Annotated in this window: 16 protein-coding genes; 6 read left to right on the top strand and 10 right to left on the bottom strand. The window is 71.5% G+C overall.

The features are described 5' to 3' along the window. Positions 1–123: 123 nt before the first annotated feature. Entirely contained in the window at positions 124–996 is an 873-nt protein-coding gene (locus tag WMF20_RS03035; RefSeq protein ID WP_437610523.1) for a hypothetical protein, read from the top strand. Between the two features lie 114 nt (positions 997–1,110). Here the strand turns inward: WMF20_RS03035 and WMF20_RS03030 are convergent, their stop codons facing one another. Continuing rightward, positions 1,111–2,109: an OmpA family protein gene (locus WMF20_RS03030; RefSeq protein WP_437610521.1), complete on the bottom strand. Its 999-nt coding sequence runs from the start codon at positions 2,107–2,109 to the stop codon at positions 1,111–1,113. 116 nt (positions 2,110–2,225) lie between these two features. Here WMF20_RS03030 and WMF20_RS03025 point away from each other — a divergent pair, with 116 nt between their 5' ends. From WMF20_RS03025 to WMF20_RS03015, 3 genes are all read left to right on the top strand, one after another. Further along, a complete protein-coding gene (locus tag WMF20_RS03025) occupies positions 2,226–3,206 on the top strand; it encodes a LysM peptidoglycan-binding domain-containing protein (RefSeq protein WP_437610519.1) in 981 nt (326 codons plus the stop codon). After that, positions 3,203–4,450, top strand: coding sequence for a serine/threonine-protein kinase (locus WMF20_RS03020; protein ID WP_437610517.1), 1,248 nt, complete (start codon positions 3,203–3,205; stop codon positions 4,448–4,450). Before WMF20_RS03025 ends, WMF20_RS03020 begins: the two co-directional genes overlap by 4 nt. A gap of 62 nt (positions 4,451–4,512) precedes the next feature. Continuing rightward, the gene (locus WMF20_RS03015; RefSeq protein WP_437610515.1) at positions 4,513–5,937 is read left to right on the top strand and encodes an Ig-like domain-containing protein; all 1,425 of its coding nucleotides are present in this window, start codon (positions 4,513–4,515) and stop codon (positions 5,935–5,937) included. A 32-nt stretch (positions 5,938–5,969) separates the two neighbouring features. Here the strand turns inward: WMF20_RS03015 and ftsH are convergent, their stop codons facing one another. Beyond that, positions 5,970–7,829: an ATP-dependent zinc metalloprotease FtsH gene (ftsH, locus tag WMF20_RS03010; protein WP_437610513.1), complete on the bottom strand. Its 1,860-nt coding sequence runs from the start codon at positions 7,827–7,829 to the stop codon at positions 5,970–5,972. Between the two features lie 274 nt (positions 7,830–8,103). Here ftsH and WMF20_RS03005 point away from each other — a divergent pair, with 274 nt between their 5' ends. Then, on the top strand, positions 8,104–9,048 hold the full coding sequence (locus tag WMF20_RS03005) for a DUF58 domain-containing protein (protein ID WP_437610511.1): 945 nt from the start codon (positions 8,104–8,106) through the stop codon (positions 9,046–9,048). Then, positions 9,045–11,141, top strand: a complete 2,097-nt coding sequence (locus WMF20_RS03000; protein WP_437610509.1) for a VWA domain-containing protein — start codon at positions 9,045–9,047, stop codon at positions 11,139–11,141. Before WMF20_RS03005 ends, WMF20_RS03000 begins: the two co-directional genes overlap by 4 nt. Before the next feature lie 103 nt (positions 11,142–11,244). On the opposite strand, the gene panB is transcribed toward WMF20_RS03000, so the two are convergent. The 8 genes from panB to rplJ all read right to left on the bottom strand — a co-directional run bounded on the left by panB (position 11,245) and on the right by rplJ (position 25,735). Next, positions 11,245–12,192: a 3-methyl-2-oxobutanoate hydroxymethyltransferase gene (panB, locus tag WMF20_RS02995; protein ID WP_437610507.1), complete on the bottom strand. Its 948-nt coding sequence runs from the start codon at positions 12,190–12,192 to the stop codon at positions 11,245–11,247. Positions 12,193–12,385: 193 nt separating this feature from the next. Continuing rightward, a complete protein-coding gene (locus WMF20_RS02990) occupies positions 12,386–13,015 on the bottom strand; it encodes a GNAT family N-acetyltransferase (protein WP_129572921.1) in 630 nt (209 codons plus the stop codon). 22 nt (positions 13,016–13,037) lie between these two features. Further along, positions 13,038–15,359, bottom strand: a complete 2,322-nt coding sequence (locus WMF20_RS02985; RefSeq protein ID WP_272827724.1) for an HD domain-containing phosphohydrolase — start codon at positions 15,357–15,359, stop codon at positions 13,038–13,040. A 421-nt stretch (positions 15,360–15,780) separates the two neighbouring features. Continuing rightward, positions 15,781–20,070 carry a DNA-directed RNA polymerase subunit beta' gene (gene rpoC, locus WMF20_RS02980; protein WP_129572920.1) on the bottom strand — a complete coding sequence of 1,430 codons (4,290 nt, stop codon included), beginning with the start codon at positions 20,068–20,070 and terminating at the stop codon, positions 15,781–15,783. Next, positions 20,063–20,212: a hypothetical protein gene (locus WMF20_RS02975; protein WP_437610504.1), complete on the bottom strand. Its 150-nt coding sequence runs from the start codon at positions 20,210–20,212 to the stop codon at positions 20,063–20,065. Before WMF20_RS02975 ends, rpoC begins: the two co-directional genes overlap by 8 nt. Next, entirely contained in the window at positions 20,212–24,348 is a 4,137-nt protein-coding gene (gene rpoB / locus WMF20_RS02970; RefSeq protein WP_437610502.1) for a DNA-directed RNA polymerase subunit beta, read from the bottom strand. The genes WMF20_RS02975 and rpoB overlap by 1 nt, the downstream gene beginning before the upstream one ends. A gap of 366 nt (positions 24,349–24,714) precedes the next feature. After that, on the bottom strand, positions 24,715–25,107 hold the full coding sequence (gene rplL, locus WMF20_RS02965) for a 50S ribosomal protein L7/L12 (RefSeq protein ID WP_129572918.1): 393 nt from the start codon (positions 25,105–25,107) through the stop codon (positions 24,715–24,717). Between the two features lie 97 nt (positions 25,108–25,204). After that, positions 25,205–25,735 carry a 50S ribosomal protein L10 gene (gene rplJ / locus WMF20_RS02960; protein WP_129572917.1) on the bottom strand — a complete coding sequence of 177 codons (531 nt, stop codon included), beginning with the start codon at positions 25,733–25,735 and terminating at the stop codon, positions 25,205–25,207. Positions 25,736–25,738 lie beyond the last annotated feature (3 nt).

Raw genomic sequence — 25,738 nt, 5'->3', positions numbered from 1 at the left:
AATACGGACTTCGCCGCGCGCTCGTTCTGGAATCGCACGGACGCATCGCCGGGCGCCCCCGGCGTCATCGTCGCACGCCGGGTGGTTGGCCCTCTGTCCGGGCCTATGCGAAGGCGCCTCGCCATGGTCTCCATGCGCCACGAGGTCCTCGTGGATCTCTTCAGAAACCGACCTTCCCTCGCCGCCGAGATCCTCGTCGAGGTCCTCGGCGTCGCGCTCCCGACGTACAGCGAGGCCCGAGTCGCCTCCATCGATCTGACCGAGACCACGCCCGCCGAGTACCGGGCCGATGTCGTCGTCGTGCTCCTCGATGGGGACAAGCCAGTGCGGGTCATCATCGTCGAGGTCCAGCTCAGGAAGGACGACAACAAGCCGTTTAGCTGGCCCGCCTATCTGACGGTCTCGCGCGATCAGCACCGCTGTCAGGCGGGCCTGCTCGTCGTCGCGCCCGACCCCCTCGTCGCGGACTGGTGCGCGCAGCCGATCGAGATCGGTGTGCCAGGCTTCGTCCTGCGCCCGCCCGTGCTCCGTCGCAGCAACGTTCCGGTCGTGACGGACCCGGCGGAAGCGGTCCGTCGACCGGAGCTGGGGGTGCTCTCCGCAATGGCCCACGGCGAGACGGAGCAAGGCGCAACGATCGCCGGGGCCGTGCTGCCTGCGATCCAGGGGCTCGATGACGAACGCGCCCGGCTCTACTACGATCTCCTATACAATTCCCTGAACGAGGCGGCCCGCCGGGCGCTGGAGGCCATGATGAAGGGCTACGAGTACCAGAGCGATTTCGCGAAGAAGTACGTCGCGCAGGGCCGTGACGAGGGGCGCATCGAGGGAGCGGTGCGCGCCCTGCTGAGCGTGCTCCGGGCTCGCGGCATCGCGGTGCCCGAGGCGGCACGCGAGCGCATCGTCGCCCAGAAGGACCCGGAACGCCTCGAGCGCTGGATCGAGAAGGCCGTCACCGCGGCCGCGCTCGCCGAGGTGCTCGACGACCCGAGCTGAGGACGGCCAGGCACCGGCCCCCCACCCCACCGCCGGCTCCTACGACGCGCACGGCCTCGCCGCGGTGCGCGCCGGGACGCCGGCCGGAGAGCGAAGGGGCCGCTCTCGCACCCCTCAGGGCGCCGTCGCCGCCCCCGCCTCGCCGGGCGCCTTCCCCGCCCCTTCCGGCTCGGCCTGCAGGACGATCTCGATGCGCCGGTTCTTCGCCCGCCCTTCCTCGGAGGCGTTCGGCGCCACCGGGGCGAACTCCCCGGCCCCGGCCGCAGACAGGCGCTCCGGCGACACCCCGCCCTCGATGAGCACCTCGACGACCGCCGCCGCACGCGCCGTCGAGACGTCCCAGCTCGACGCGCGGTTCGCGCCCCTCGCCTTCCGGTCGTCCGTGTGCCCGACGACCTGGAAGCGGTGATCGGCGATCGTTCGGAGCGCCCCGGCCACCTCGGCCAGGAGCTTCCGCCCGGCCGGCTTGACCTCGGTCCTCGCGCCGTCGAACAGCGCGTCGCTCGAGATCTCGAGCAGCGGCAGCCCGCCGCGGATCCCGACGCGGATCTTCCCGCCGTCCACCGTCGCCTGGAGCCGGCTCGCGGCGTCGCGCATCCGCGCCGCGCGCGCCTCGGCCGCCGCCTGGTGGCGGCGCAGCTCGTCGACCTTGGCCCGCGCCTCGGCGAGCTCCGCCGACAGGCTGCCGCGCTCGTTCGCGAGCTGGCCCACGCTCTGCCCCGCGCTCCGGAGCCGCGCCGACAGCTCCTCGTTCATCGCGGCGAGCTCGTCCAGCCGCCGCGCGAGCCCGGCCTCGGTCGTCGTCACGTCGGACAGCTGGAGATCGCGCGCCCGGAGATCGTCCGCGAGCCGCAACAGCTCCGCCTCGATCGCGGCGGCCTGCGCCGACCGCTGCGCCGCCTCGGCGCGGGCGAGCTGGGCCTCGGCGCGCGCCCGCTCTCCCGCCTCGCGCTCTCTCTGGATCTCCGCGCGCGCCTGGTCGTACAGGTCCTGCCGGACGAGGCAGCCCGGCGTCGCCAGCCCGAGCAGGGCGGCCGTGAGGAGCCTCGCCGCGGCGGGCCAGCGCCGCGACATCCACGCCGGGATCTTACCGGCCGTCGTCGTGGTGTTCATGCGTCGCGCGCACTCTGGCACGAAACCGCCGGCGCGACGAAATCGCGGCGAACGTCCCGCGGCCGCCGCCGAACGAGCCGCCCCACGCCGGGCGATCCCCTGGTACCCTCGCCGGCGTGAGCTCTCGGCGAACTTGGGTTTCCGCGGGCGCCCTGGCCGCGACGACGCTGGCAGCCAGCGCCGCGGCGGCGTTCCCGCACGTCGTCCGCGAGGGAGAGACCCTCGCGCAGATCGCGGAGCGCACCTACGGGCGCGTGCAGATGGAGCAGGTGCTCGTCGCCGCGAACGCGCTCGACGCGGGCGCCGGCGTGCCGATCATGCCCGGCCTGCGGCTGGAGGTGCCCGCGCTCGGCCACCACCGCGTCACCGCCGGCGAGACCTGGGCGATCCTCGCGGAGCGCCTGCTCGGCGCCGCCGACCGGAGCGACGTCCTCGCCCTCTCGAACGACACGATGCCCTGGATCGAGCCGACCGACGGCCAGGAGATCATCGTGCCGTACAACCTCCGGTACGTCGTCGGACAGCACGACACGCTGCTCACCATCGCCTATCGCTTCCTCGGCAAGCGCGACAACGCGTGGATGCTCCACAAGTACAACCATTTCAAGAAGGACACGCTGCGCCGCGGCATGGTGATCCTCGTGCCGCTCACGGACCTGCCGCTCACGGCCGAGGGCAAGGCCGAGGCCGCGAGCGCCGGCGCGCTCGTGCGCTCCGAGGGGGCGGGCCGCGCGCGCGAGGCGCAGCGGCGGGTCGACGCCGAGCTGCCGCAGCTCGCGAGCGACGTGCGGAGCGGCCGCTACATCGACGCGGTGGCGCGGGCGAGCCGGCTGCTCGGCTACGGCGATCTCGCCCGGATGCAGATCGCCACGCTGCACCGGCACCTGCTCGAGGCCTACGTCGCGCTCGACGCGACCGGGCTCGCCGAGACCGCCTGCGCCGCGTGGCGCGAGCACGATCCGACCGCGCGGCTCGACCCCATCGAGCTCAGCCCGAAGATCGTGCGCGCCTGCACCTCGTTCACCGAGCAGCACCTCCGGCTGCCTCCGCCGGATCCCGCGCCGACGGACCCCGCGGACGCGGGTGGTGCGCGGTGACCTCGCCGCCGCCGGCGCCCGATCGCCTCGCCCCCGGGCACCGCGTCGCGTCGCGGTACACCGTGGAGTCGGTCGTCGGCGAGGGCACCTCCGGCGTCGTCTACCGCGCCGCCCGCGACGAGGACGGCCGGCGCGTCGCGCTCAAGGTGATCCACCGGCACCTCTCCGGCGCGCCGCAGATCTTCCGGCGCTACCACCGGGAAGCCGCCATCCTGAAGCGCCTCGAGGGCCCGCACGTCGTCCGGATGCTCGACTTCGTCGAGGAGGGCGGGCTGCTCACGATCGCGCTGGAGCACATCGACGGCAGCTCGCTGGAGGAGCTCCTGCGGGAGCACGCGCCGATCGAGGTCGACCGGGCGATCGAGATCGCCCTCCAGATCTGCGCCGCGCTGGAGACCGCGCACGCGGCGGGCGTGGTCCATCGCGACCTCAAGCCGGCCAACGTGCTCATCGAGCGCCCGGGCGCGCCGCCGCCGGGCGGGCAACCTGGAGGCGCGCCGTCGCCGCTCGCGGGCCGCGTCCGCGTGGTCGACTTCGGGCTCGCGAAGGTCGTGCACGGCGAGCAGATGACGACCGGGCTCACCGAGCAGGGCATGATCTTCGGGACGCCGGAGTACATGGCGCCGGAGCAGGTGCGCGGCGAGGACGTCGATCCGCGCTGCGACATCTACGCGCTCGGCTGCATCCTCTACGAGATGGTGGTCGGCGCGGTGCCGTTCAGCAAACGGACGCCCATCGCCGTCATGACGGCGCAGATCACCGAGCAGCCGCTCCCGCCGCGCTCCGGCAAGCGCGACGGGCTCATCTCGGCCGGCCTGGAGGCCGTCATCCTGAGGGCCCTCGCCAAGGACCCCGCCGAGCGGCACCCGAGCGCCCGGGCCTTCGCCGACGCCCTGCGCGCCTGCCGCGAGCGGCGCGTCGTGGGCCACACCCCCACGGGCCTCGCGGACGCCATCTCGATCACCGAGCTCGGGCTCGAGCGCACCGGCCTGGACCACGCCGCGACGCCCCAGAACGACGTTTCCACCGCGGACGTCGCTCCCGCGGTTCCGCCCCGGGAGAGCCAGGGGATCGGGGCGCTGCCCGCGGGCCGAGCCGCGGCGCGCGGCGACGCGCTCGGCCGCGGCGCAGCGGCCGCGGCGACGCCGGAGCGCGCCTCGCGCGAGCGGCTCCTCTGGACCGTGGTGGCCATCCTCTGCGCGGCCGCTGGCATCGTGGTCGGCACGCTGTTCGGGGCACGTTAACGACGCCGCACCCCTGGAATGCGGCTATGGCGAGGAGCGCGCGGATCGTGGTAATCGCTAACATGCGTTCTCTGCTGTCCGGCGACGCTGATCTCGAGGCCTCCCGCTCCGCCCGGCCCCGGCGCGCGCTCCCCTGCGCCACCGCCGCGCTCACCCTCCTCGCCCCCGCGGCCGCGTCGGCCTACGACTCGCTCGCTGCGCCGTGCGCCGACGACCCGTTCTATTGCCAGCGGGGCGCGCTCACCTTCCAGCGCAGGGAGGGAATCCCGCTCGAGCTCGACTTCGCTACGGGCTGGGTCCCTCCGGGCTCACCGTTGCAAGTGAACCTCCGGGCCGCGGTCTACGCGAACACGCAGCTCTCGTTGAGCGGGGCGCTCGAGGCGTCGTGGCCAGAGGCGCTCGCGCTCGCGGCCCCCGGCGACCAGGGCGGAGGCACGTTCAGCTGCGATTACGGGCTCGACGTCAGCGCAGAGGGGCGCATCGGCATCTCCGTCCTCGGCCAGGACTTCGAGTGGACGGGCGATATCCCTTATGTGCCCCAGATCGATTTCCAGGTGCACGAGAGCGAGCCGTTCGACGCCTGGGGCTGGGAGCCGGGCATCGCGATGGCCAGCTCGACCGCGCCGCAGCGGCTCGCGTCCGTCTCCCTCGGCGACCTCATCGGCGGCTCGATCCCCGGGATCGAGGGGAGGTTCGAGCTCGACGTCGCCATGGATGTCGACGCTCGCTACGTGACCCACCGCGTGGCCGTCGAGACGCTCGATCAGGCGACGGTGAGCGGGGGCGACATCACGAAGGAGCGCAGCGCCTCGTTCACGGAGTACCTGGGCGGTCCGTCGGTCGAGCTCAACGTGCGTCCCGAGGGCTCGGTGCGCTACGAGGGCACGCTCCACCTCATCCCCGCGTTCAAGGTCAGCCTGCTCGGCCGCGAGTGGTCGATCCCGATCGCCGACATCCCGCTCGACTTCCCCCTCACCGAGCGGGCGTGGATCTTCGAGAGCGAGCGCGTCCATGTGCCGCTCCCGGATCTCGCGCTGGACAAGCGGGAGATCCACTTCGGCCCGGTCGAGGTCGGGCGGGCCAACGTGGAGATCGTCCAGCTGTCGAACGCAGGGGAGGCGCTGCTCGACGTCGCGGTGACGACGGACGATCCGGAGAGCTTCGAGCTCGCCGACGAGGCGCTCGAGATCGACCCCGAGGCGGCGGTCGACTTCGCGATCCGCTTCGCGCCGAAGGCCGGCGGCGCGTTCGCGGCGACCGTCCGCGTCACGTCGAACGACCCGAGCGATCCCGTGCAGGAGATCACGGTGCGCGGGATCGGCGTCGCGCCGCCGGACGACGGGCCGGACGGCGGCGCGCTCGCGGAAGAGGACGGCGGCTGCGGCTGCCGCGCCGCCGGGGGCGCGGGCGACCGGGCGTGGGCGGCCGTCGGGCTGTCGCTCGCCGCGCTCGCGGGCGGCCTCAGGCGACGGCGCCGCGCGGCCTGAGCCCCGGATCCCGGCCCCGCGCGGCGCGCGCCTCAGGCCGCGCTCGGCGACCCCACGGAGATCTTCCGGCGCGTCGACACGGCCGCGATCTGCTCCAGCTCCTCGCCGCGGAGGGTCTCCTTGAGCACGAGCGCCTCCGCGGCGGCCTCGAGGCCCTCGCGGCGATCGACGAGCAGCTGCTTGGCCTTCAGGTACATCTCGCCGAGCCTCTCCCTCACCTCCTCGTCGACCTCGCGCGCGGTCTCCTCGCTGCACGTGCGCTCCTCCTGGATCACGCCGAGCAAGGGCGCGCCGACGTTGCGCGAGAGCGCGGGCAACCCGAGGCGCCGGCTCATCCCGAGGCGGGTCACCATCTCGCGGACGAGCGCCGTGGCCCGCCCGAGATCGTCGTGCGCGCCGCTCGAGACCTGGCCCAGCGCGATCTCCTCCGCCGCCCTGCCGCCGAGCATCACCGTGACGCGCGACTCGAGCTCCTGCTCGGTGACCAGCTGGCGCTCGCCGCGCGGCACCTGGATCGTGACGCCGAGCGCGCCGATCGTGCGCGCCACGATCGACACCCGCTCCACCGGATCGGCGGCCGGCAGCGCGAGCGCGACGAGCGCGTGCCCGGCCTCGTGGTAGGCCACGCGCCGCCGCTCCTCCGCGGTCATGATCTGCCCGCGGCGCCGGAGGCCGAGCTGCGACCGGTCGAGCGCCTCGTCGAAGTCGGCCTGGCTGATCTCGCTCGCGCCGCGCCGCGCCCCGGCGAGCGCCGCCTCGTTGACGATCTTGGCGAGGTCGGCCCCGACCATGCCCGGCGTGCGGCGCGCCACGAGCCCGAGGTCGACGCCCTTCGCGAGCGGCACCCGCCGCGCGTGCACGGCGAGGATCGCCTCGCGCCCCTGCAGATCGGGGCGATCCACGATGACCTGGCGGTCGAAGCGCCCGGGGCGCAAGAGGGCCGGATCGAGCACCTCGGGCCGGTTCGTGGCGGCCATCAGGATCACGGTGGTGCGCGCGTCGAAGCCGTCCAGCTCGGCGAGGAGCTGGTGGAGCGTCTGCTCGCGCTCGTCGTGGGTCGACAGGGCGCTGAGGCCGCCCCGGGTCCTGCCCACGGCGTCGATCTCGTCGATGAACACGATGCTGGGCGCGCTCTTGCGCGCCTCCTCGAAGAGCTCGCGCACGCGCGCGGCCCCGAGCCCGACGAACATCTCGACGAACTCGCTCGCGTTCAGCGAGAAGAACGGCACGTTCGCCTCGCCCGCCACGGCGCGCGCGAGCAGCGTCTTGCCGGTGCCGGGCGGCCCGACGAGCAAGAGGCCCCGCGGGATCCGCCCGCCGAGCGACCGGTACCGCGACGGCTCCTTCAGGAAGTCGACCACCTCGACGAGCTCGTCCTTGGCCTCGTCGACCCCCGCGACGTCGGAGAAGCGCACCGGATCCTGCTTGGACCGGTCGTAGATCTTCGCCTTGCTGCGCAGGAACCCGAGCGGCCCGCCGGCCCCCTGCCCCGCCCGGCGCAGCATCATGAAGAACGCCGCGTTGATGAACAGGAGCGGCAGGAGCCAGATCGCCGCCTGCGCCCACGCCGAGGACCGGGCGCTCTTCGCCTCGATGCGGACGTGCTGCTCGAGCAGCGCCCGCACGAGCGGCTCGTCCTCGACGCCGGGCAGCCGCGTCACGCGGACGTGCTCCTCGGTCCGCTGCGCGCCGGCGTGGCGGACGAGCTCGATCTCGTCGGGCTTCACGACCGCCGAGCCGACCTCCCCGCGCCGCACCGCGGCGACCGCCTCGTCGTAGGGCACGAGCGGGGGCCCCGGCGGCTTGACGATCCCGGAAAAGACCAGGATCGCGGCGGCGATCAGCAGGTACCCGAGCCACGTGCGCGACACCGGCCTTTTCTCGTCAGCCATTCCATGGAGCTGATGTGTGGCGGGCGTCACCTCGGCAAGCCCCGGGGCCCGGAAGAACCGGAAATCACACGGTAAAGCGGCGCGGGAGGGGAGCCCCGCCGGGAGCCGCCTGGCCGCGCTTCACGGCGCGTCCGCCCCCCGGCTCCACGCCTCCACCGCGCTTCTACCGCCTGGTCACCGCTCGGCTGCCGCTCGCCACCGCTCGGCCACCGCTCGGCCACCCACGGTTGCCGCCGGGTGATCGCCCCGGGGATCCAGGCTAAGAAGCGCCCTTGTGCCGCTCGCTTCCGACCGCGCCTCGCTCGCCGCGTTCCCCATCGACTGGGGCGGGCTCGCCCCGCTCCGCCTCAAGTCGCGCGCCGTCGCCGAGGGCGTCTACGCCGGCATGCACCGGAGCATCCGCAAGGGCGCCGGCGTCGAGTTCGGCGGGCAACGGCCCTACGTGCCCGGCGACGATCTCCGCTTCTTCGATCGCCGCGCCCTGCTCCGCCACGATCGCCTCATGGTGCGCGAGTTCGAGACCGAGACCGACCGCGCCCTCTGGCTGTGCATCGACGCGACCGCCTCGATGTCCTACCGCGGCCGGCGCGCGCCCGGCGCCAAGCTCGCGTACGCGGCGCTCATCGCCGCGGCCATGGCCCGCGTCGCGCTCGCCACCGGCGACCCGGTGGGCCTCGCGTGGCTCGGCGGCGCCGGCACCCACGGCCTGCCCGCCATGGCCGGGCGCGAGGCGTTCGAGCGGATCGTGGGCGCCCTCGAGGCCACCTCCGCCGCCCAGGACTGGAGCGGCGACGCGGGCGCCATCGAGCGCGCGCTCGCGCCCGTCGCGAAGAAGGCCCGCCGCGGCGCCGTCGTCCTGCTCATCTCGGATCTGCTCGATCTCGCTCATGAATCCGGCACGGAGCGCGCCCTCTCCGCGTTCACGCCGCTCAGCACCGGCGGCCGCACGCTGATCGCCCTCCAGGTCCTCGACCCGAGCGAGGCGGAGCTCGACTTCGAGGGCAACGTGCGCCTCCGCGCGCTCGAGGGCGGCGCCGTCGTGGAGGCCGACGCGGGCGCGGTCCGCGCGCAGTACAAGGCGCGCCTCGACGCCCTCGCCGACGTCTGGGCGCGCGCGCTCGCGTCGCGCGGCGGCCGCCTGCTCCGCGCGACCAGCGCCGATCCCCCGACCGACGTCGTCCGCGCCCTGGTGCAGGCGATCGCCGAGGTGCGGCGATGAGCTTCGTCACGCTCGGCGCGCTGCTCGTCGCGCTCCTCGTCGGCGCGCCGATCGCCGCGCACCTCCTGCGCCGCCGACGCGCCGAGGAGCGGCCGTTCCCGCCCGCGCGCCTGGTCCCGCCCACGCCGCCGACGGCGCGGCGCCGGAGCCTCCTCGAGGACCGCGCCCTCTTCGCCACCCGGGCCGTGTCGGTGCTCGCGCTCGCTGTGCTCGGCGCCACGCCGCTCCTGCGCTGCACGCACCTGTCGCTCAGCCGCAGGGCCGGCGCGTCGGTCGCGCTCGCCATCGTCGTCGACGACTCGCTCAGCATGCGCGCGCGCCCGGGCGGCGGCGGCGCGGAGCGCGCCGGCCCCTCGCGGTTCGAGCGCGCGCTCACGGCCGCGCGCGAGCTCGCCGGCGGGCTCGCGCCCGGCGACGCCGCGGCGCTCGTCCTCGCGGGCGCCCCGGCCCGCGTCGCCCTCGCGTCGACGACCAACCTCGCCGCCGTCACCGACGCGCTCGCCGCGGTGACGCCGTCGGACCGCGCCACCGACCTCGACGGCGCCCTCGATCTCGCGCGCGATCTGCTCCGGGGGCTGCCCCAGAGCGACAAGCGCATCGTGCTCCTCAGCGACCTCGCGGACGGCGCGCCCGGCGCCCCGCCCATCTCGGGCACCCCCGACATCGCCACGTGGGTGCCGCTCGAGGAGCTGGAGGCGGCGGGACAGGACTGCGGGATCGTGCGCGCGGATCGGTCCAGCCAGAAGGCGCGCGTCCGCGTCGTCTGCACCGCCCCGCAGGCCGCCGCGCCCGGGCCCGACCTCCCCGCCGCGGAGCGCGACGGCGGCGCGGCGGCGCCGGCCGCCTCCGCCGCCGCGGGCGCGTCCGCCGCCGCGGGGCGGTCCCTGGAGGTGCGCGCCGGCGACGCGGTGATCGGCAAGGTCGCGCTCGATCCGGCGCTGCGCGCCGAGGAGCTCACGATCGACCTGCCCCCCGGGACGCCGGAGCTCTTGATCGCCGCGCTCACCGGCGGCGACGCGATCGCCGAGGACGACCGCGCGCCGATCATCTCTGCCGGCGGCCCGCTCTCGATCGCGGTCGTCGTCGACCCCGCGGCCACGCACGTCGAGACGGGCGGCCCGCCGCCGCTGGAGCAGGCGCTCTCGGCGCTCGATCTCGACGCGCAGATCAGGCCGCTGCCCTCGGTCCCCGAGCACGCGGACGAGCTGGCCGCGCACGCGGGGCTCATCGTCGACGACGCGCCCGGCTTCACGCCCGAGGTGCGCCGCTCGCTCGCCGCGTGGGTCGAGCGCGGCGGCGTCGCGCTCCTCACGCTCGGCCAGCGCGCCGCCGCGGCGCCGCTCGGCGCCGGGTTCGAGCCGCTGGTGCCCGGCGTGGTCCGCTGGTCGGCGTCCCCGGCGCGCGGGGTGGATCCGGCCACGGCGGGCTGGCTCGGCCCGTCCGCGGCCGGCCTCGCCGACGTCGCCCCGCGCGGCCGGGCCACGCTGGGCGCCGAGGCCTCGGAGGGCGCCGAGGTGCTCGCCCGGTGGTCGGACGGCGCCCCGTTCCTCGTGCGCCGCCCGCTCGGGCGCGGCGTCGTGCTGTTCATGACGCTGCCGCTCAGCACGGAGGAGAGCGACGTCGCGCTGCGGCCGGCGTTCCTCTCGCTGCTCGACGGGTTCGTCGGCGCCGCGCGCGCCCGCGGCGGCGCGCGGCGGCTCGCCGCGGGCGAGACGTGGACGTTCGACGGCTACCACGACGTCAAGGTCGAGCGCGTGCAGGTCGACCGCGGCCAGGGGCCCGCGGGGCGCGAGGCGCTCCCCGTCGTGGAGGTCGAGCGGCGGCTGCGCGTCTCGCCCCCGCTCGCCGGGCTCTACGAGCTCACCCTCGACGGCGAGCGCTCGACGCGCGTCGTCTCGGTCCCGGAGCGCGAGATCGATCTCCGCCCCCGGCGCGTCGCCGAGAGCGCCCGCGCGGCCGAGCTGGGCGGCATGTCGGCCTCGATCGACGGATCGCCGTATGTCGCGCTGCTGCTGCTCGCGCTGCTCGCGGCCGAGCTCCTGCTGCGCGCCCTCGGCGGGCGGCGGGAGGCGGCGGAGCTCCGGGCGGGCTGAGGCCGGCGGCCGCCTTCGGCGCGGCCCGCGAGCGGCGCGGCCGGCGCTCGTCGAACGCCGCAACGCCGCAACGCCGCAACGCCGCGCCGCCGCGCCGCCGCGCTCAGTGCGTCTGCCAGTGCGGGGGGATCTCGTCCGCCGGCGCGAACTCGGGCTTGGCCGGCGCGGCGGGCAGGACGGCCGCTCGGCGGGGCCCGTTCGGCTTGAAGCTGTGCTCTGCGGCCGGGAACGTGCGCGACTGCACCTCGTCCACGTAGGCGCGCGTCGCCTCCACGATCTGATCGCCGACCTCGGCGAAGCGCTTCGCGAACTTCGGCGTCAGCTCGCGGTACATCCCGAGCAGGTCGTAGCAGACGAGCACCTGCCCGTCGCAGCCGGCCCCCGCGCCGATGCCGATCGTCGGCACGGAGACCGCCGCCGTCACCTCCTGCGCGAGATCCGGCGGGATGGCCTCGAGCACGATCGCGTAGGCGCCCGCCTCGTCGAGGATGCGTGCGTCGGCGATGAGGCGCTCGGCCGCCTCGTCGCCCTTGCCCTGCACCTTGAAGCCGCCCATCGCGTGCACCGACTGCGGCGTGAGCCCGAGGTGGCCCATCACCGGGATGCCCGCGGCGACGATCCGGCGCACGTGCTCCGCGATCTCGGCGCCCCCCTCGAGCTTGATGCTCTCGAAGCTGCCCTCCTTCATCATCCGCCCGGCGTTCTCGAGCGCGTGCATCGGAGAGAGCTGGAAGCTCATGAACGGCATGTCGCCCACGACGTGGGCGCGCCGCGCGCCGCGCGCCACCGCGCGCCCGTGATAACAGATCTCCTCGACCGTCACGGGGAGCGTCGTCGCGTGCCCTTGCACGACCATCCCGAGCGAGTCGCCGACGAGCAGCAGATCGGCGCCGCCCTCGTCGAGCAGCCGCGCTATCGTGAAGTCGTAGGCCGTCACCATCGCGATCGGCGAGACCCCTTTGCGGGCGCGGATCTCGGGGACCGTGACCTTCGTCGAGCGCTGCGCTGGCCTGCGCGCGCCGCCCCCACCATTGCCTTGCGGACCGTACATGTTCCTCCGGGTCGCGGCCGCACCTGCGGTCCACGCCTCCAGGGAGGCTAGGGCCGCGCCCGCGTCCGGGCAAGACGCGGCGCGCGCCGGCCGCGGCCTACCTGGTCACAATCCGCAATCGTCCTGGATACTTATCCACCTCGGCAGCCGCGGCGGGCGCGGGCGCGGCGCGCCCGCTCTTGCGCCGGCCCGCTCATCCGCGGCGGTGCCCGGCGCCGCCGGCGGGGAGCGCCGCTGCCGGCGCTCGCGACGCGCCCGGCGGCGCGGACCTCGGGTTCGTCAGCGCCGTCAGGACGTGGTCGCGCCAGGCGCCGTCGATGAACAGGTAATCGCGGGCGTACCCCTCGACGACGAAGCCGAGGCGCCGGAGCAGCCGGCCGCTGCGCTCGTTGTGCGGCAGGTAGTTCGCCATCACCCGGTGGAAGCCGAGCGCGTCGAACACGTACGCGATCGCCGCCTCGAGCGCCTCGAACATCACGCCCGCGCCCACGGCGCGCTGGTCGAGCGAGTACCCGAGCGTCGCGGCCTGGAAGGCGCCGCGCACGAACTGGGTGAAGTTGCAGACCCCGATCACCTCGCCGTCGGGGGCGCCGCGCCACTGCAGCGCGAGCCGGAGCGCCCGATCGGCGGCGAAGTCGTCGTGATCGCGGAGGATGCGCTCGCGCCAGAACGCCTCGGTGTAGAAGCCCTCGGGGCGCGGCGGATCCCACCGGGCGAGGTGCTCGCGGTTGCGCTCGAAATAGGCGAGGTAGCGGCCGGCGAAGTCGAGGGGCGGGAGGTGGACGCGCAGCCGCGGGGTCTCGATGCAGACGGAGCTCTTCAACCCGGCCTCCCGCGCGGCGCGCCTACGACAGCGTGCCCTCGTCGAGGCGGCGCATCCCTTCGAGGAGCAGCGCCTCGGGCGAGGCGGTGATGCTGCGCGTGCTGGGGGAGAAGGTCGGGTCGAGGCGGAAGTCGCCCTCGCGGAGCGTGAGCATCCGGTAGAACGCGTCCTCGCCCTGCGCGCCGGCCCAGAGCGCGTGGACGACCTGCCCGTCGGCGAAGTGGATCTCGCCGGCCATGGAGTTCGCCTGGATCTTGAGCGCGCACGTCTTCCGGCCGTGCCAGAGGATCTGGATCATGTCCGGCAGGCCCATCTCGGCGAGCGAGCCGGACACGCCGCGCGGGGCGGCGGTCGAGGAGCGCCGCTCGATGAGCTGGCGGAGCTTGGCGGCCATGACGTCGGTCGACGCCGGCTTCGAGACGAAGTCGTCGACGCCGAGATCGAAGGCGCGCTGGGCGGTCTGCCGGTCGGTCTTCGCGGTGAGGATGACCCACGTCTTGTCGCGGCCGAAGCCGAGCTTCAGCGCGTCGGCGCGGAGCGCGAGGCCGGCGTCGGGCTCCTCGAGATCGATCTCGCTGACGACCACCTCGATGTCCTTCGTCTCGAGCTCGCGCCGCGCCTGCGCCACGTTGCGCGCGATCGAGACCTCGAACCCCTGCTCGAGGAGCCGCAGCTCGAGCACCGTCGTCTCCTCGGGATCCGGGTCGACGATGAGCGCCTGGTGCCGGTCGGAGAGGAGCTTCGCGCGCATGTCGTCGCCGGTCATGACCTGGCGGAAGAGGTCGACGATGTTCGGATCGAAGATGGTGCCGCGGTACTGGGCGAGCACGTCGCACGCCTCGGGCGGGCGGAGCGCCTTGCGGTACGGGTTGCGCGGGTTCTGGGTGAGGTCGGCGTAGGTGTCCGCGACCGCGAGGATGCGCGCGCCGAGCGGGATCTCCTTGCCGGACAGGCCGTCGGGGAAGCCGCTGCCGTCGTAGCGCTCGTACATCAGGCTGATCGCCGAGACGACCTCCTGCGGCAGCCCCACCGACTCCATGAGGTGCGCCGGGAGGTCGACGCTCTTCGTCGCGGCGAGCCGGTGCCCCTCGTACTCGGCCACGTTGAGCGCGGTGAGGTGGTACGGGCCGTTCTTGCCGAGGTCGTGCAGGTACGCCGAGGCCACGTAGCTCGCGACCGTCGTCGGCGGCAGGCCGATGCGCTCGCAGAGCTTGCGGACGATGCGCGCGACCGTGGAGGAGTGGCCCCGGAGGTCCTGCCGCGCGTTCTCGAGCAGGCTCACGAGGACGTTCAGCGTCTCGACGTACGCGTGGCTCGTGGTCGGGTCGGGCGGCGGCGGCGGGGCCGCCGCGATCGGCGCGGAGACCGGGGCGACCTGCAGCTGAGGCGGCGGCGAGGGCGGCACCGGCGTGGGCGGGGGGCCAGCCGGGGCCACGCGCGGCGGCGCGGAGGGCGCGGCGGGCCCCCGCATCACCGCCGGAGGCTGCGGCGTCGCGACGAGCGGCGCAGGGATGGGCGCTAGCGCCGGCGTCGCGTGCGCCGGCTGGCCGTGCATCGGCTGCGCGTGCGCCGGCTGCCCGTGCATCGTCGCCTGCCCGTGCATCGTCGTCTGCCCGTGCATCGGCTGGCCGTGCATCGTCGCCTGCCCGTGCATCGTCGCCTGCGGGTGCGCGGGCGGCGCGTGCGCCGGCTGGCCGTGCATCGTCGCCTGCCCGTGCATCGGCTGCGGATGCGCTGCCGGCACGTGCGTCATCGACGTGCGATCGGGGATCGACGCGCGCTCGTACGTCATCGACGTACGCTCGAACGGATTGCTGTTGTTGTTGTAGAGGATCTCGTCGAACGAGCTGACCGGCCGCAGCAGCGAATTGAAGGCGGTCGTGTCGCCCCGGTAATGGTAGGCGATGGCCGCGCGCACCGCCGCCGGCCGGGCGACGATGGCGCGTACATCCCGCACGCCCGCGGCCAGCCGGATCTCGTGCAGCGCGGCGTCGTTGTCGGGATCCGCGGTCGCGACGGAGAGCGTCGTGTTCCGCTCGTCGAGCAGGACCGGAAAGACGCCGTGCAACGTCGCGGTGATCGCCGAGACCTTGGCGAGCACGCGGGGCTCGATGATCGCCTTCGAGAGCTTCTCGGTCGAGACGAAGCGGGTGTTGTGGACGGTCGCGATGAACTTCAGGAGCTCGGCCTCGTTGACGATATCGAGCTCGATGATGGCGTCCTCGATGCGGCCGCGGGTCCGCATCGCGTACTCCACCGCGCGACGATGGTCGTCCGGGGTGATGCGCCCCTCGAGGACGAGGCGATCGGCAATCCGCTGGTTCAATCCTTGAACGGAAGCCATCGAAACCCTGATTCTACTCAGAAATTGGAGGTAGGCGCGCGCCCAAGAACCCTCGCGGAACGAAAGCACGCGGGGAAAGCTGGCCAGCCGCTCGCGGCGTATGAGCCATGGGGTGCGCTCGATGGATGAGAGCAGAGCTCGGAGCGGTGCGCGAGCCCCGTGAGCATCCCGGCCAGCGCCGGTTGGCCCCCGAGGTCCCGCTCGACCCGATGCGCTGCTACGTGGAGATGAAGACTGACCCCGGGTAGGCGCTCACGCCACGTCCGGCGCGGTTCGCCAGGCCGGCAAGCTCAGAGCTGGGAGAGGAAAGCGGCCCCCGGGGCGGCGCGCCCGGTGACTGGGGTGCCGGGCGGCGCGCCCGGAGTCCGGCCGGCGCGCCCGGAGGCGGGGGTGGGCCCCGCCCTGGGCGCGCCGGTGGCCGTCACTCCTCGTTCACCGCCGTGAGCGGCGCCGTCTCCTCGGGGCGCGGCCGCGGGGCGACGTACGGCGCCTGCACCACCGGCTCGCCCTCGACCACGACCTGGAGGCGCTTGTAGGCGGGCAGACCCGTCCCTGCCGGGATCAGGCGACCCATGATGACGTTCTCCTTCAGACCGCGGAGATCGTCCGTCTTGCCGTTGATCGCGGCCTCGGTGAGCACCTTGGTCGTCTCCTGGAACGACGAGGCGCTGATGAACGACTCGGTCGACAGGCTGGCCTTGGTGATGCCGAGGAGGAGCGCCTCGGCGATGGCGGGCTTGCCGCCGCGCTCGATGACGTTCTCGTTCTCCTTCTCGAAGATGTGCTTCTCCACCTGCTCGTCGACCAGGAAGTTCGTATCGCCGACCTCACGCACGCGGACCCGCCGGAGCATCTGCCGGACGATGACCTCGATGTGCTTGTCGTTGATGCCGACGCCCTGGAGCCGGTAGACCTGCTGGATCTCGTTCACGAGCCAGGCCGACAGCTCCTTCTCGCCCTTCACCCGGAGGATGTCGTGCGGGTTCGGCGGGCCGTCCTGGAGCGGATCACCCGCGCGCACCCGGTCGCCCGGCTGCACCTGGATGTGCTTGCCCTTGGGGATCAGGTACTCGCGCGCCTGATCGCCGAGCGCATGCCCGTCCGGCGAGTACGGCGTGATGATGACCTTCCGCTTGCCCTTCGTGTCCTTGCCGAACGTGACCTCGCCGTCGATCTCGCTGATGATGGCGTGATCCTTGGGCTTTCGGGCCTCGAACAGCTCGGCGACGCGGGGCAGACCGCCGGTGATGTCCTGCACCTTCGTCGTGTCGCGCGGGATCTTCGCGATGACCTCGCCGGCCTCGATGAGATCCCCCTCCTGCGCGACGATGTGCGCGCCGACGGGGAGCAGGTAGCGCGCCTCGAGCTCGCTGTTCGGGAGCTTCAGCGTCCTGCCGGACTCGGGGTCCTTCAGCGAGATGCGCGGGCGGACGTCGGCCGCCTTCGACTCGATGACGACCTTCCGCGAGAGGCCCGTCACCTCGTCGAGGCGATCCTGCACGCTGACGCCCTCGATGAGGTCGCCGAACTTCACCACGCCGGAGACCTCGGTGAGGATCGGCGTCGCGAACTGGTCCCACTCGGCGAGCAGCTCGCCGGGCTTGGTGCGCTCGCCGTCGGCCTTCTTGAGGATGGCGCCGTAGACGAGGCGGTTGTGCTCGCGCTCGCGCCCCGTCTCGTCGACGACCACGATCTCGCCGTGGCGGTTCATGACCACCATGGTGCCGTCCTTCTTCTTCTGGACGACCGCGCGGCGGAGGCGGACGGTGCCCTCGGTGCGGGCCTCGAGGTAGCTCGCCTCGATCTTGCCGCGCGCCGCGGTGCCGCCGATGTGGAAGGTGCGCATCGTGAGCTGCGTGCCCGGCTCGCCGATCGACTGGGCGGCGATGATGCCCACCGCCTCGCCGATGTTGACCCGGTAGCCGCGCGCGAGGTCGCGGCCGTAGCAGAGCGCGCACACCCCGCGGCGGAGCTGGCACGTGAGCACCGAGCGGATGACGACCTCCTCGATGCCGGCGTCCTCGATGGACCGCACCGCCTGCTCGTCGAGCTCGGTGTTCGCCGTGATGAGCACCTCGCCGGTGAGCGGGTCGACCACGTCCTCCAGCGCGACGCGGCCGAGGATGCGGTCGCCGAGCGGCTGGATGACCTCGCCGGCCTCCTCGAGCTTCGCCACGCGGATGCCGTCGAGCGTGCCGCAGTCGAACTCGGAGATGACCGCGTCCTGGGCCACGTCGACGAGCCGGCGGGTGAGGTAACCCGAGTTCGCCGTCTTGAGCGCGGTGTCCGCGAGGCCCTTGCGGGCGCCGTGCGTCGAGATGAAGTACTGGAGCACGCTGAGACCCTCGCGGAAGTTCGCGGTGATCGGCGTCTCGATGATCTCGCCGGACGGCTTGGCCATCAGGCCGCGCATCGCGGCCAGCTGCCGGATCTGCTGCGTGGAGCCGCGCGCGCCGGAGTCGGCCATGATGTAGATGGGGTTGAAGCTCGGCTCGACCGACTCCTTGCCCGTCTCGTGGTCGACGACGGTCTCCTTGCCGATGCCGCCCATCATCTCGGTCGTGACCTGGTCGGCGATGCTCGCCCAGATATCGACGATCTTGTTGTACCGCTCGCCGTCGGTGATGAGCCCCTCCTGGTACTGCTCGACGACGCGCTCGACCTCCTTCTGCGCCTCGCCGAGCAGGATCTTCTTGGCCGGGGGGATCACCATGTGATCCATGCAGATGGAGATGCCCGCCCGCATCGCGTGGTCGAAGCCGAGCGTGCGGAGCCGGTCCGCGAGGAGGACGGTCTCCTTGTTGCGGTGGATGCGGTAGCAGACGTCGATGAGCGCCGAGAGCGCCTTCTTGTCGAGGGTCTTGTTCGCGTACTCGAACGCGACCCCCTTCGGGAGGACCTCGGAGATGAGGACGCGGCCGACCGTGGTCTCGACGATGCGGCGCTTCACGTGGCCGAACTCGTCGAGCTGCGGGTTGCCGTCGTCGTCGATGACCGGCACGCGGACGCGGATGCCGGCGTGCAGGGCGACCTCGCCGTTGTCGTAGGCCATCCGCACCTCCTCGGGGGAGGCGTAGATGCCCCGCAGGTAGCCCTGCGCCACGCCGTCCTCGCCGACGGAGAGGGTGTCCGCGCGGAACGACCCCTTCTCGAACTTGCGCTCGCGGGTGGCGTAGTAGAGCCCGAGCACGATGTCCTGCGTCGGGTTGATGATCGGCTTGCCGCTCGCGGGCGAGAGGATGTTGTTCGTGCTCATCATGAGCACGCGCGCCTCCATCTGCGCCTCGACCGACAGCGGCACGTGGACCGCCATCTGGTCGCCGTCGAAGTCGGCGTTGAACGCCGCGCAGACGAGCGGGTGCAGCTGGATCGCCTTGCCCTCGATGAGCACCGGCTCGAACGCCTGGATGCCGAGGCGGTGGAGCGTCGGGGCGCGGTTCAGGAGCACCGGGTGCTCGCTGATGACCTCCTCGAGGATGTCCCAGACCTCCGGCCGCTCCTTCTCCACCATCTTCTTCGCGCTCTTGATGGTGTTGACGTAGCCGCGCTCTTCCAGCTTGTTGTAGATGAACGGCTTGAAGAGCTCGAGCGCCATCTTCTTGGGCAGGCCGCACTGGTGCAGGCGCAGCGTCGGGCCCACGACGATGACCGAGCGGCCCGAGTAGTCGACGCGCTTGCCGAGCAGGTTCTGGCGGAACCGGCCCTGCTTGCCCTTCAGCATGTCGGAGAGCGACTTGAGCGGGCGCTTGTTCGGGCCGGTGATCGTCTTGCCGCGGCGGCCGTTGTCGAACAGCGCGTCGACCGCCTCCTGCAGCATCCGGCGCTCGTTCCGGATGATGATCTCCGGCGCGTTCAGCTCGAGGAGCCGCTTCAGGCGGTTGTTGCGGTTGATGACGCGGCGGTAGAGGTCGTTGAGATCGCTGGTCGCGAAGCGGCCGCCGTCCAGGGGGACGAGCGGGCGCAGATCCGGCGGCAGCACCGGGATCACGGTCAGCATCATCCACTCCGGCCGATTGCCGCTCTCGCGGAAGGCCTCGACGACCTTGAGCCGCTTCGCGAGCTTCTTCCGCTTGGCCTCGCTGGTCGCGGCGCGCATCTCCGTCCGGAGCAGCTCGGCCAGGCCGTGCACGTCGACCTGCTTGAGCATCTCGAGGATCGCCTCGCCGCCCATGCCGGCGCTGAACTTGTCGTCACCGTACTCGTCGAGCAGCTGCAGGTAGCGCTCCTCGCTCAGGAGATCGCCCCTCATCAGGCCGGTCTCCTTCGGATCGATGACGATGTAGGCCTCGCAATAGAGCACCTTCTCCAGGTCCTTGAGCGTGATGTCGAGCATGTTGCCGATGCGCGACGGCAGGCTCTTCAGGAACCAGATGTGGGCGACCGGCGTGGCCAGCGAGATGTGCCCGAGCCGCTCGCGGCGGACCTTCGACTGGATGACCTCGACGCCGCACTTCTCGCACACGATGCCACGGTGCTTCATGCGCTTGTACTTGCCGCAGTTGCACTCGTAGTCCTTCACCGGCCCGAAGATCTTGGCGCAGAACAGACCATCGCGCTCCGGCTTGAACGTCCGGTAGTTGATGGTCTCCGGCTTCTTCACCTCGCCGTGCGACCACTCGCGGATCTTCTCCGGGCTCGCGAGCGAGATGCGGATGGCGCTGAACGAGAGCGGGTCTTTGGGCTTCTCGAAGAAGCTGAAGATGTCACGCATGGAGACCTCCGGAGACGGAAACGATACCGATGAACCTGCCCGCGCCCACCGAGTCGGACTTCGGGGGCGCGCCGCCCGCGCGGCGCGCCTCTCCCGTCACCACCGACCGTTCGCGCGGCGCTCGCGACGTGACGAACTGCATCACTCCTCTTCCTCCGCGGCCGAGGCCTCCACGCCCCCGCTCGTCTCGACCAGCTCGACGTTCAGGCACAGCGACTGGAGCTCCTTGATGAGCACGTTGAAGCTCTCCGGCAGCCCCGCCTCCAGGGTGTAATCCCCCTTCACGATGGCCTCGTACATCCGGGTGCGGCCCATCACGTCGTCGCTCTTCACGGTGAGGAACTCCTGCAGCGCGTAGGCCGCGCCGTAGGCCTCCATCGCCCAGACCTCCATCTCGCCGAGCCGCTGCCCGCCGAACTGCGCCTTGCCGCCGAGGGGCTGCTGCGTGACGAGCGAGTAGGGCCCGATCGAGCGCGCGTGGATCTTGTCGTCGACGAGGTGGTGGAGCTTCAGCATGTACATGATGCCCACCGTGACGTTCTGATCGAACGCCTCGCCCGTGCGCCCGTCGAAGAGGATCGCCTGGCCCGAGGGCGGGAGACCCGCGAGCTCGAGGGCGCCCTTGATGTCCGACTCGTGCGCGCCATCGAACACCGGAGAGCCCATGAAGACGCCCTCGTCGACCGTCTTGACGAAGCGCTTGACGTCGGCGTCCTCGAGGTCGTCGAAGAAGCCGCTCATCGACTCGTCGCCCGCGTAGATGGCCTTGAGGTGCTCCTTGATGTCGGCGGCCGACCGCTGCTGCTCGAGCATCCGCTGCAGCTGGTTGCCGAGCTCGAAGGCGCCCCACCCGAGGTGGATCTCGAGGATCTGACCGACGTTCATGCGGCTCGGCACACCGAGCGGGTTGAGCACGAGATCGACCGGCCTGCCGTCCTGCAGATACGGCATGTCCTCCTCGGGGAGGATGCGGCTGATGACGCCCTTGTTGCCGTGGCGGCCCGCCATCTTGTCGCCGACCTGGAGCTTGCGCTTGATGGCGATATAGACCTTCACCATCTTGATGACGCCCGGCGGCAGCTCGTCGCCCTTGGACAGGCGATCGATCTTGTCCCGGAAGTGCTCCTCGCGCGTGCGGACGAGCTCCTCGAGGTCCCGCAGGATCTGCTGGACCCGCTCGGCGTCGTCGACCGGGATCTCGCCCCAGTACTTGCGGGGGATCTCGGCGAGCGAGGCCTCGTCGATGATGGCGCCCTTCTGGAAGAGCACCTTGCCCTTGTCGTCGACGAGCTTGCCCGTCGTCTCCTTGCCGAGGAGGAGCTCGCGGATGCGGCGGAAGAACGAGTCGCGGAGGATCTTGATCTCCTCGTCGCGCGTCCGCTCGATCCGGGCCCGCTCCTGGTCCTCGATGTCCCGCGCGCGGTCGTCCTTCTCGGTCCCCTTGCGCGAGAACACGCGGGCGTTGATGACGATCCCGCCGACGCCGGGCGGCACCTTGAGCGAGCTGTCGCGCACGTCGCCGGCCTTCTCGCCGAAGATCGCCCGGAGCAGCTTCTCCTCGGGCGAGAGCTGGGTCTCACCCTTCGGGGTGATCTTGCCGACCAGGATGTCGCCCGGGCGCACCTCGGCCCCGATGCGGACGATGCCGGAGTCGTCGAGGTCCTTGAGCGCCTCCTCGCCGACGTTCGGGATGTCGCGGGTGATCTCCTCCTTGCCGAGCTTCGTGTCGCGGGCGACGCACTCGAACTCCTCGATGTGGATCGAGGTGAACACGTCGTCCTTGGCGATGCGCTCGGACACGAGGATGGAGTCCTCGAAGTTGTAGCCCTGCCACGGCATGAACGCGACGAGCACGTTCTGGCCGAGCGCGAGCTCGCCCATGTCCGTCGACGGGCCGTCGGCGAGCACGTCGCCCTTCTTCACCACCTCGCCCGTCCGGACGACCGGCTTCTGCGTGTAGCAGGTCGACTGGTTCGAGCGCTGGAACTTCATGAGGTGGTAGATGTCGGGCACCTCGGCGCCCTCGCCCTCGGCCCGGACGACGATGCGCGTCGCGTCGACGCTCTCGACGACGCCGGGGCGCCGCGCGATCACGCAGACGCCGGAGTCGCGGGCGAGCCGCTCCTCCATGCCGGTGCCCACGAGCGGCGCGTGCGACTGGACGAGCGGCACGGCCTGGCGCTGCATGTTGGCGCCCATGAGCGCGCGGTTCGCGTCGTCGTGCTCGAGGAAGGGCACGAGCGCGGCGGCGACCGACACCATCTGGTTCGGCGCGACGTCCATGAGCTCCACCATCTCGGGCGTGACGATCTTGAACTCGCCGTTGTAACGGGCCGAGACGAGCGACTCCTTGAAGCGCCCGCTCTCGTCGAGGTTCACGGTCGCCTGCGCGATGTACTTGCCCTCTTCCTCGAGCGCGGACAGCCAGATCACGTCCTCGGTCACGCGGCCGTTCTCGACCTTGCGGTACGGCGTCTCGACGAAGCCGAACTCGTTCACGCGGGCGAACGTCGACAGCGAGGCGATGAGGCCGATGTTCGGCCCTTCCGGCGTCTCGATCGGGCAGATGCGCCCGTAATGGGTCGCGTGGACGTCGCGCACCTCGAACCCGGCCCGCTCGCGGGTGAGGCCGCCCGGCCCGAGCGCCGACAGGCGGCGCTTGTGGGTGACCTCGGAGAGCGGGTTGGTCTGGTCCATGAACTGCGAGAGCTGCGAGCTCCCGAAGTACTCCTTCACGACCGCGCTGACCGGCTTCGCGTTGATCAGGTCGTGGGGCATGAGCGTGTCGATCTCCTGCGACATGCTCATGCGCTCCTTGATCGCGCGCTCCATGCGGACGAGGCCGATGCGATACTGATTCTCCATCAGCTCGCCGACCGCGCGGACGCGGCGGTTGCCGAGGTGGTCGATGTCGTCGACCGAGCCGCGCCCGTTCTTCAGCTCGATCAGGTGGCGCACCGTCTCGAGGATGTCCTGCGGCGTGAGCACGGTGAGGTCGAGCCCCGGCCGCTCGTCCTCAGGGACGTCCCGGTAGAACTTGTAGTTCAGCTTCAGCCGGCCGACCTTCGACAGGTCGTAGCGCTCGGCGTTGAAGAACAGGTTGTGGAACAGGGTCTTCGCGGTCTCGAGCGTCGGCGGATCGCCCGGCCGCAGCCGGCGGTAGATCTCGAGGATCGAGTCCTCCATCGTCTTCACCTTGTCGGTGAGGAGCGTGTCGCGGAGGTACGAGCCCACGTTCAGGCCGTCGATGAAGAGGATGCGGAACTGCTCGATGTTCGCGTCGCGCAGCCGCTCGAGCTTCGCCTCGGTGAGCTCCTCGTTGACCTCGACCACAACCTCGCCCGTCTCCGGGTCGACGATGTCGTGCGCCGCGACCTTCCCGACGAGCTCCTCCGGCTCGAGGCTGAGCCGCTCGAGCTTCGCCTCCTTCATCTTCCGGATGGCGGCGCGGGTGAACTTCGTGTTCTTCTTGACGATGACGTCGTTGCCGATCTTGATGTCGCGCGTCGTCCGCTGGCCGGCCAGGAGATCGTACTCGATGCTCTTCGAGTACTTGCCCCCCTTCTCTAGGTACACGGTCTCGGTCGAATAGAAGTAGTTGAGCAGGTCCTGCGTCGAGTACCCGAGCGCGCGCAGCAGCACGGTCGCGTGCATCTTCCGCCGCCGATCGATGCGCACGTAGATGATGTCCTTCGGGTCGAACTCGAAGTCGAGCCACGAGCCGCGGTAGGGGATGACGCGCGCGGAGTAGAGCAGCTTGCCGCTCGAGTGCGTCTTGCCCTTGTCGTGGTCGAAGAAGACGCCGGGGCTGCGGTGCAGCTGGCTAACGACGACGCGCTCGGTCCCGTTGATGATGAACGTGCCCGTCTCGGTCATCAGCGGGAGCTCGCCGAAGTAGACCTCCTGCTCCTTGATGTCGCGCACGATCCGCTCCCCGCCGTCGCGGGTGTCGTAGATCATCAGCTGGTTCGTGACCTTGATCGGGGCCGAGTAGGTCATGCCGCGCTGGCGACACTCATCGACGTCGTACTTCGGCGGCTCGAGGTTGTACGAGACGAAGACGAGCTCGCTCGTGCCGTTGAAGTCTTTGATCGGGAAGACCGAGCGGAACACCGCCTGAAGCCCGACTTCCTCCCGCTCGTTCGGCGGAACGGTCATCTGGAGGAACTTGTCGTAGCTCGACTTCTGGATGTCGATCAGGTTGGGGACGTCGATGATGCGACGAACGCGACCCAGGTTCTTACGGACGCGGAAGTTGGATTGGACGACCGACGGCATCGATTTCCTCCGGCTCACACGAGCCGCGCGGGGCGGGCGCACGGCTCGAACCGAGCAACGAACACGAAGCTACGCACCAATGGCGAGCGAGCGTCCCCAGCATGTGGGGACCCAAAACATCTTGGCTGTGGGGGCAGAGCGGACCGCGTGGCGACCCATTGAGCTCCGGCATTGGTCGAGGACCCGCACCCGCGGTCCTCTTCAGAATTGACCGAGGACCCGTATCCGCGGCCCTCTTCAGCGTTGCGCGAGGGCCCGCATGCGCGGTCCCCTTCTTCAGACAAAAGCGGGACGTGCGGCAGGGACGATCGCCCTGCCGCCGTCCTCCGGCGGATCCCGATTTCCCCTGGCAGGGAGCGGTGATCGTTACTTGAGCTCGACGGTAGCACCTGCCTCGACGAGCTTCTTCTTCATCTCCTCCGCGTCCGCCTTGGAAACCTGCTCCTTGACGGTCTTCGGCGCGGCCTCGACCAGGTCCTTCGCCTCCTTCAGGCCCAGACCCGTGATCTCGCGGATCGCCTTGATCACGCCGATCTTGTTGCTGCCGGCGTTGGCGAGGATGACGTCGAACTCGGTCTGCTCCGGCGGCTTCTCGGCCGGAGCGGCGCCGGCGGCAGCGCCGCCGGCCGCGACCGCGACGGCCGCCGGGGCGGCCTTGACGCCCCACTTGTTCTCGAGGTCCTTGATGAGCTCGGCGATCTGGATGACAGGGAGGTTGGAGAGGTAATCGACGACCTGCTCGCGCGTGATCTCAGCCATTGCAAGACTCCTTCAAACTCTTCTGCGCGCCCCGGGGAGGGGGCCATGTAAACCAAAACCAGACGGGCGCAAGGCCCATTTTTACGAAAGCGCCCTCTCAGGCCGACGTGCCCGCCGCGTCTTCCTTCGCCTTCAGGAGATAGGCGAAATTCTGGAGAGGCGCGTTGAGCTGCTGCACGAACTGCTGGAGCGGCGCCTGGAGCGTCGCGAGCAGCGTGGCGCGGAGTTCATCCTTGCCGGGCATCGACGCGAGCTGCGACTCGACGGCGTCGGCGGAGAGGATCTGCCCCTCGATGAGCCCGGCCTTGATCTGGAGCTTCTGGTTGTCCTTGCGGAACGCCTTGACGACCTTGGCTGCCGCGCTCGGATCCTCGTAGCTCCAGGCCACGCCGGTCATGCCGGTCAGGCTCTTCGCCAGCGTGTTCGCCCAGGGGTGCTCCTTGATGGCGTGGCGGACGAGCGTGTTCTTCACGACCCGGTACTCGACGCCGGACTTCCGGAACTCATCGCGAAGCTTTGTGACCGCCTCGACGTTCATCCCCTTGAAGTCCAGGAAGACCGCGGAAGACATCCGCTCGAACTTCTGCCGGACGGAGCCGACGACCTCTTCCTTCTGGGACCGTTCCATGGG

This window comes from Sorangium sp. So ce834, from assembly GCF_051521425.1.
GTDB lineage: Bacteria > Myxococcota_A > Polyangia > Polyangiales > Polyangiaceae > Sorangium > Sorangium cellulosum_D.
This window is presented reverse-complemented; position numbering and strand designations above follow the sequence as displayed.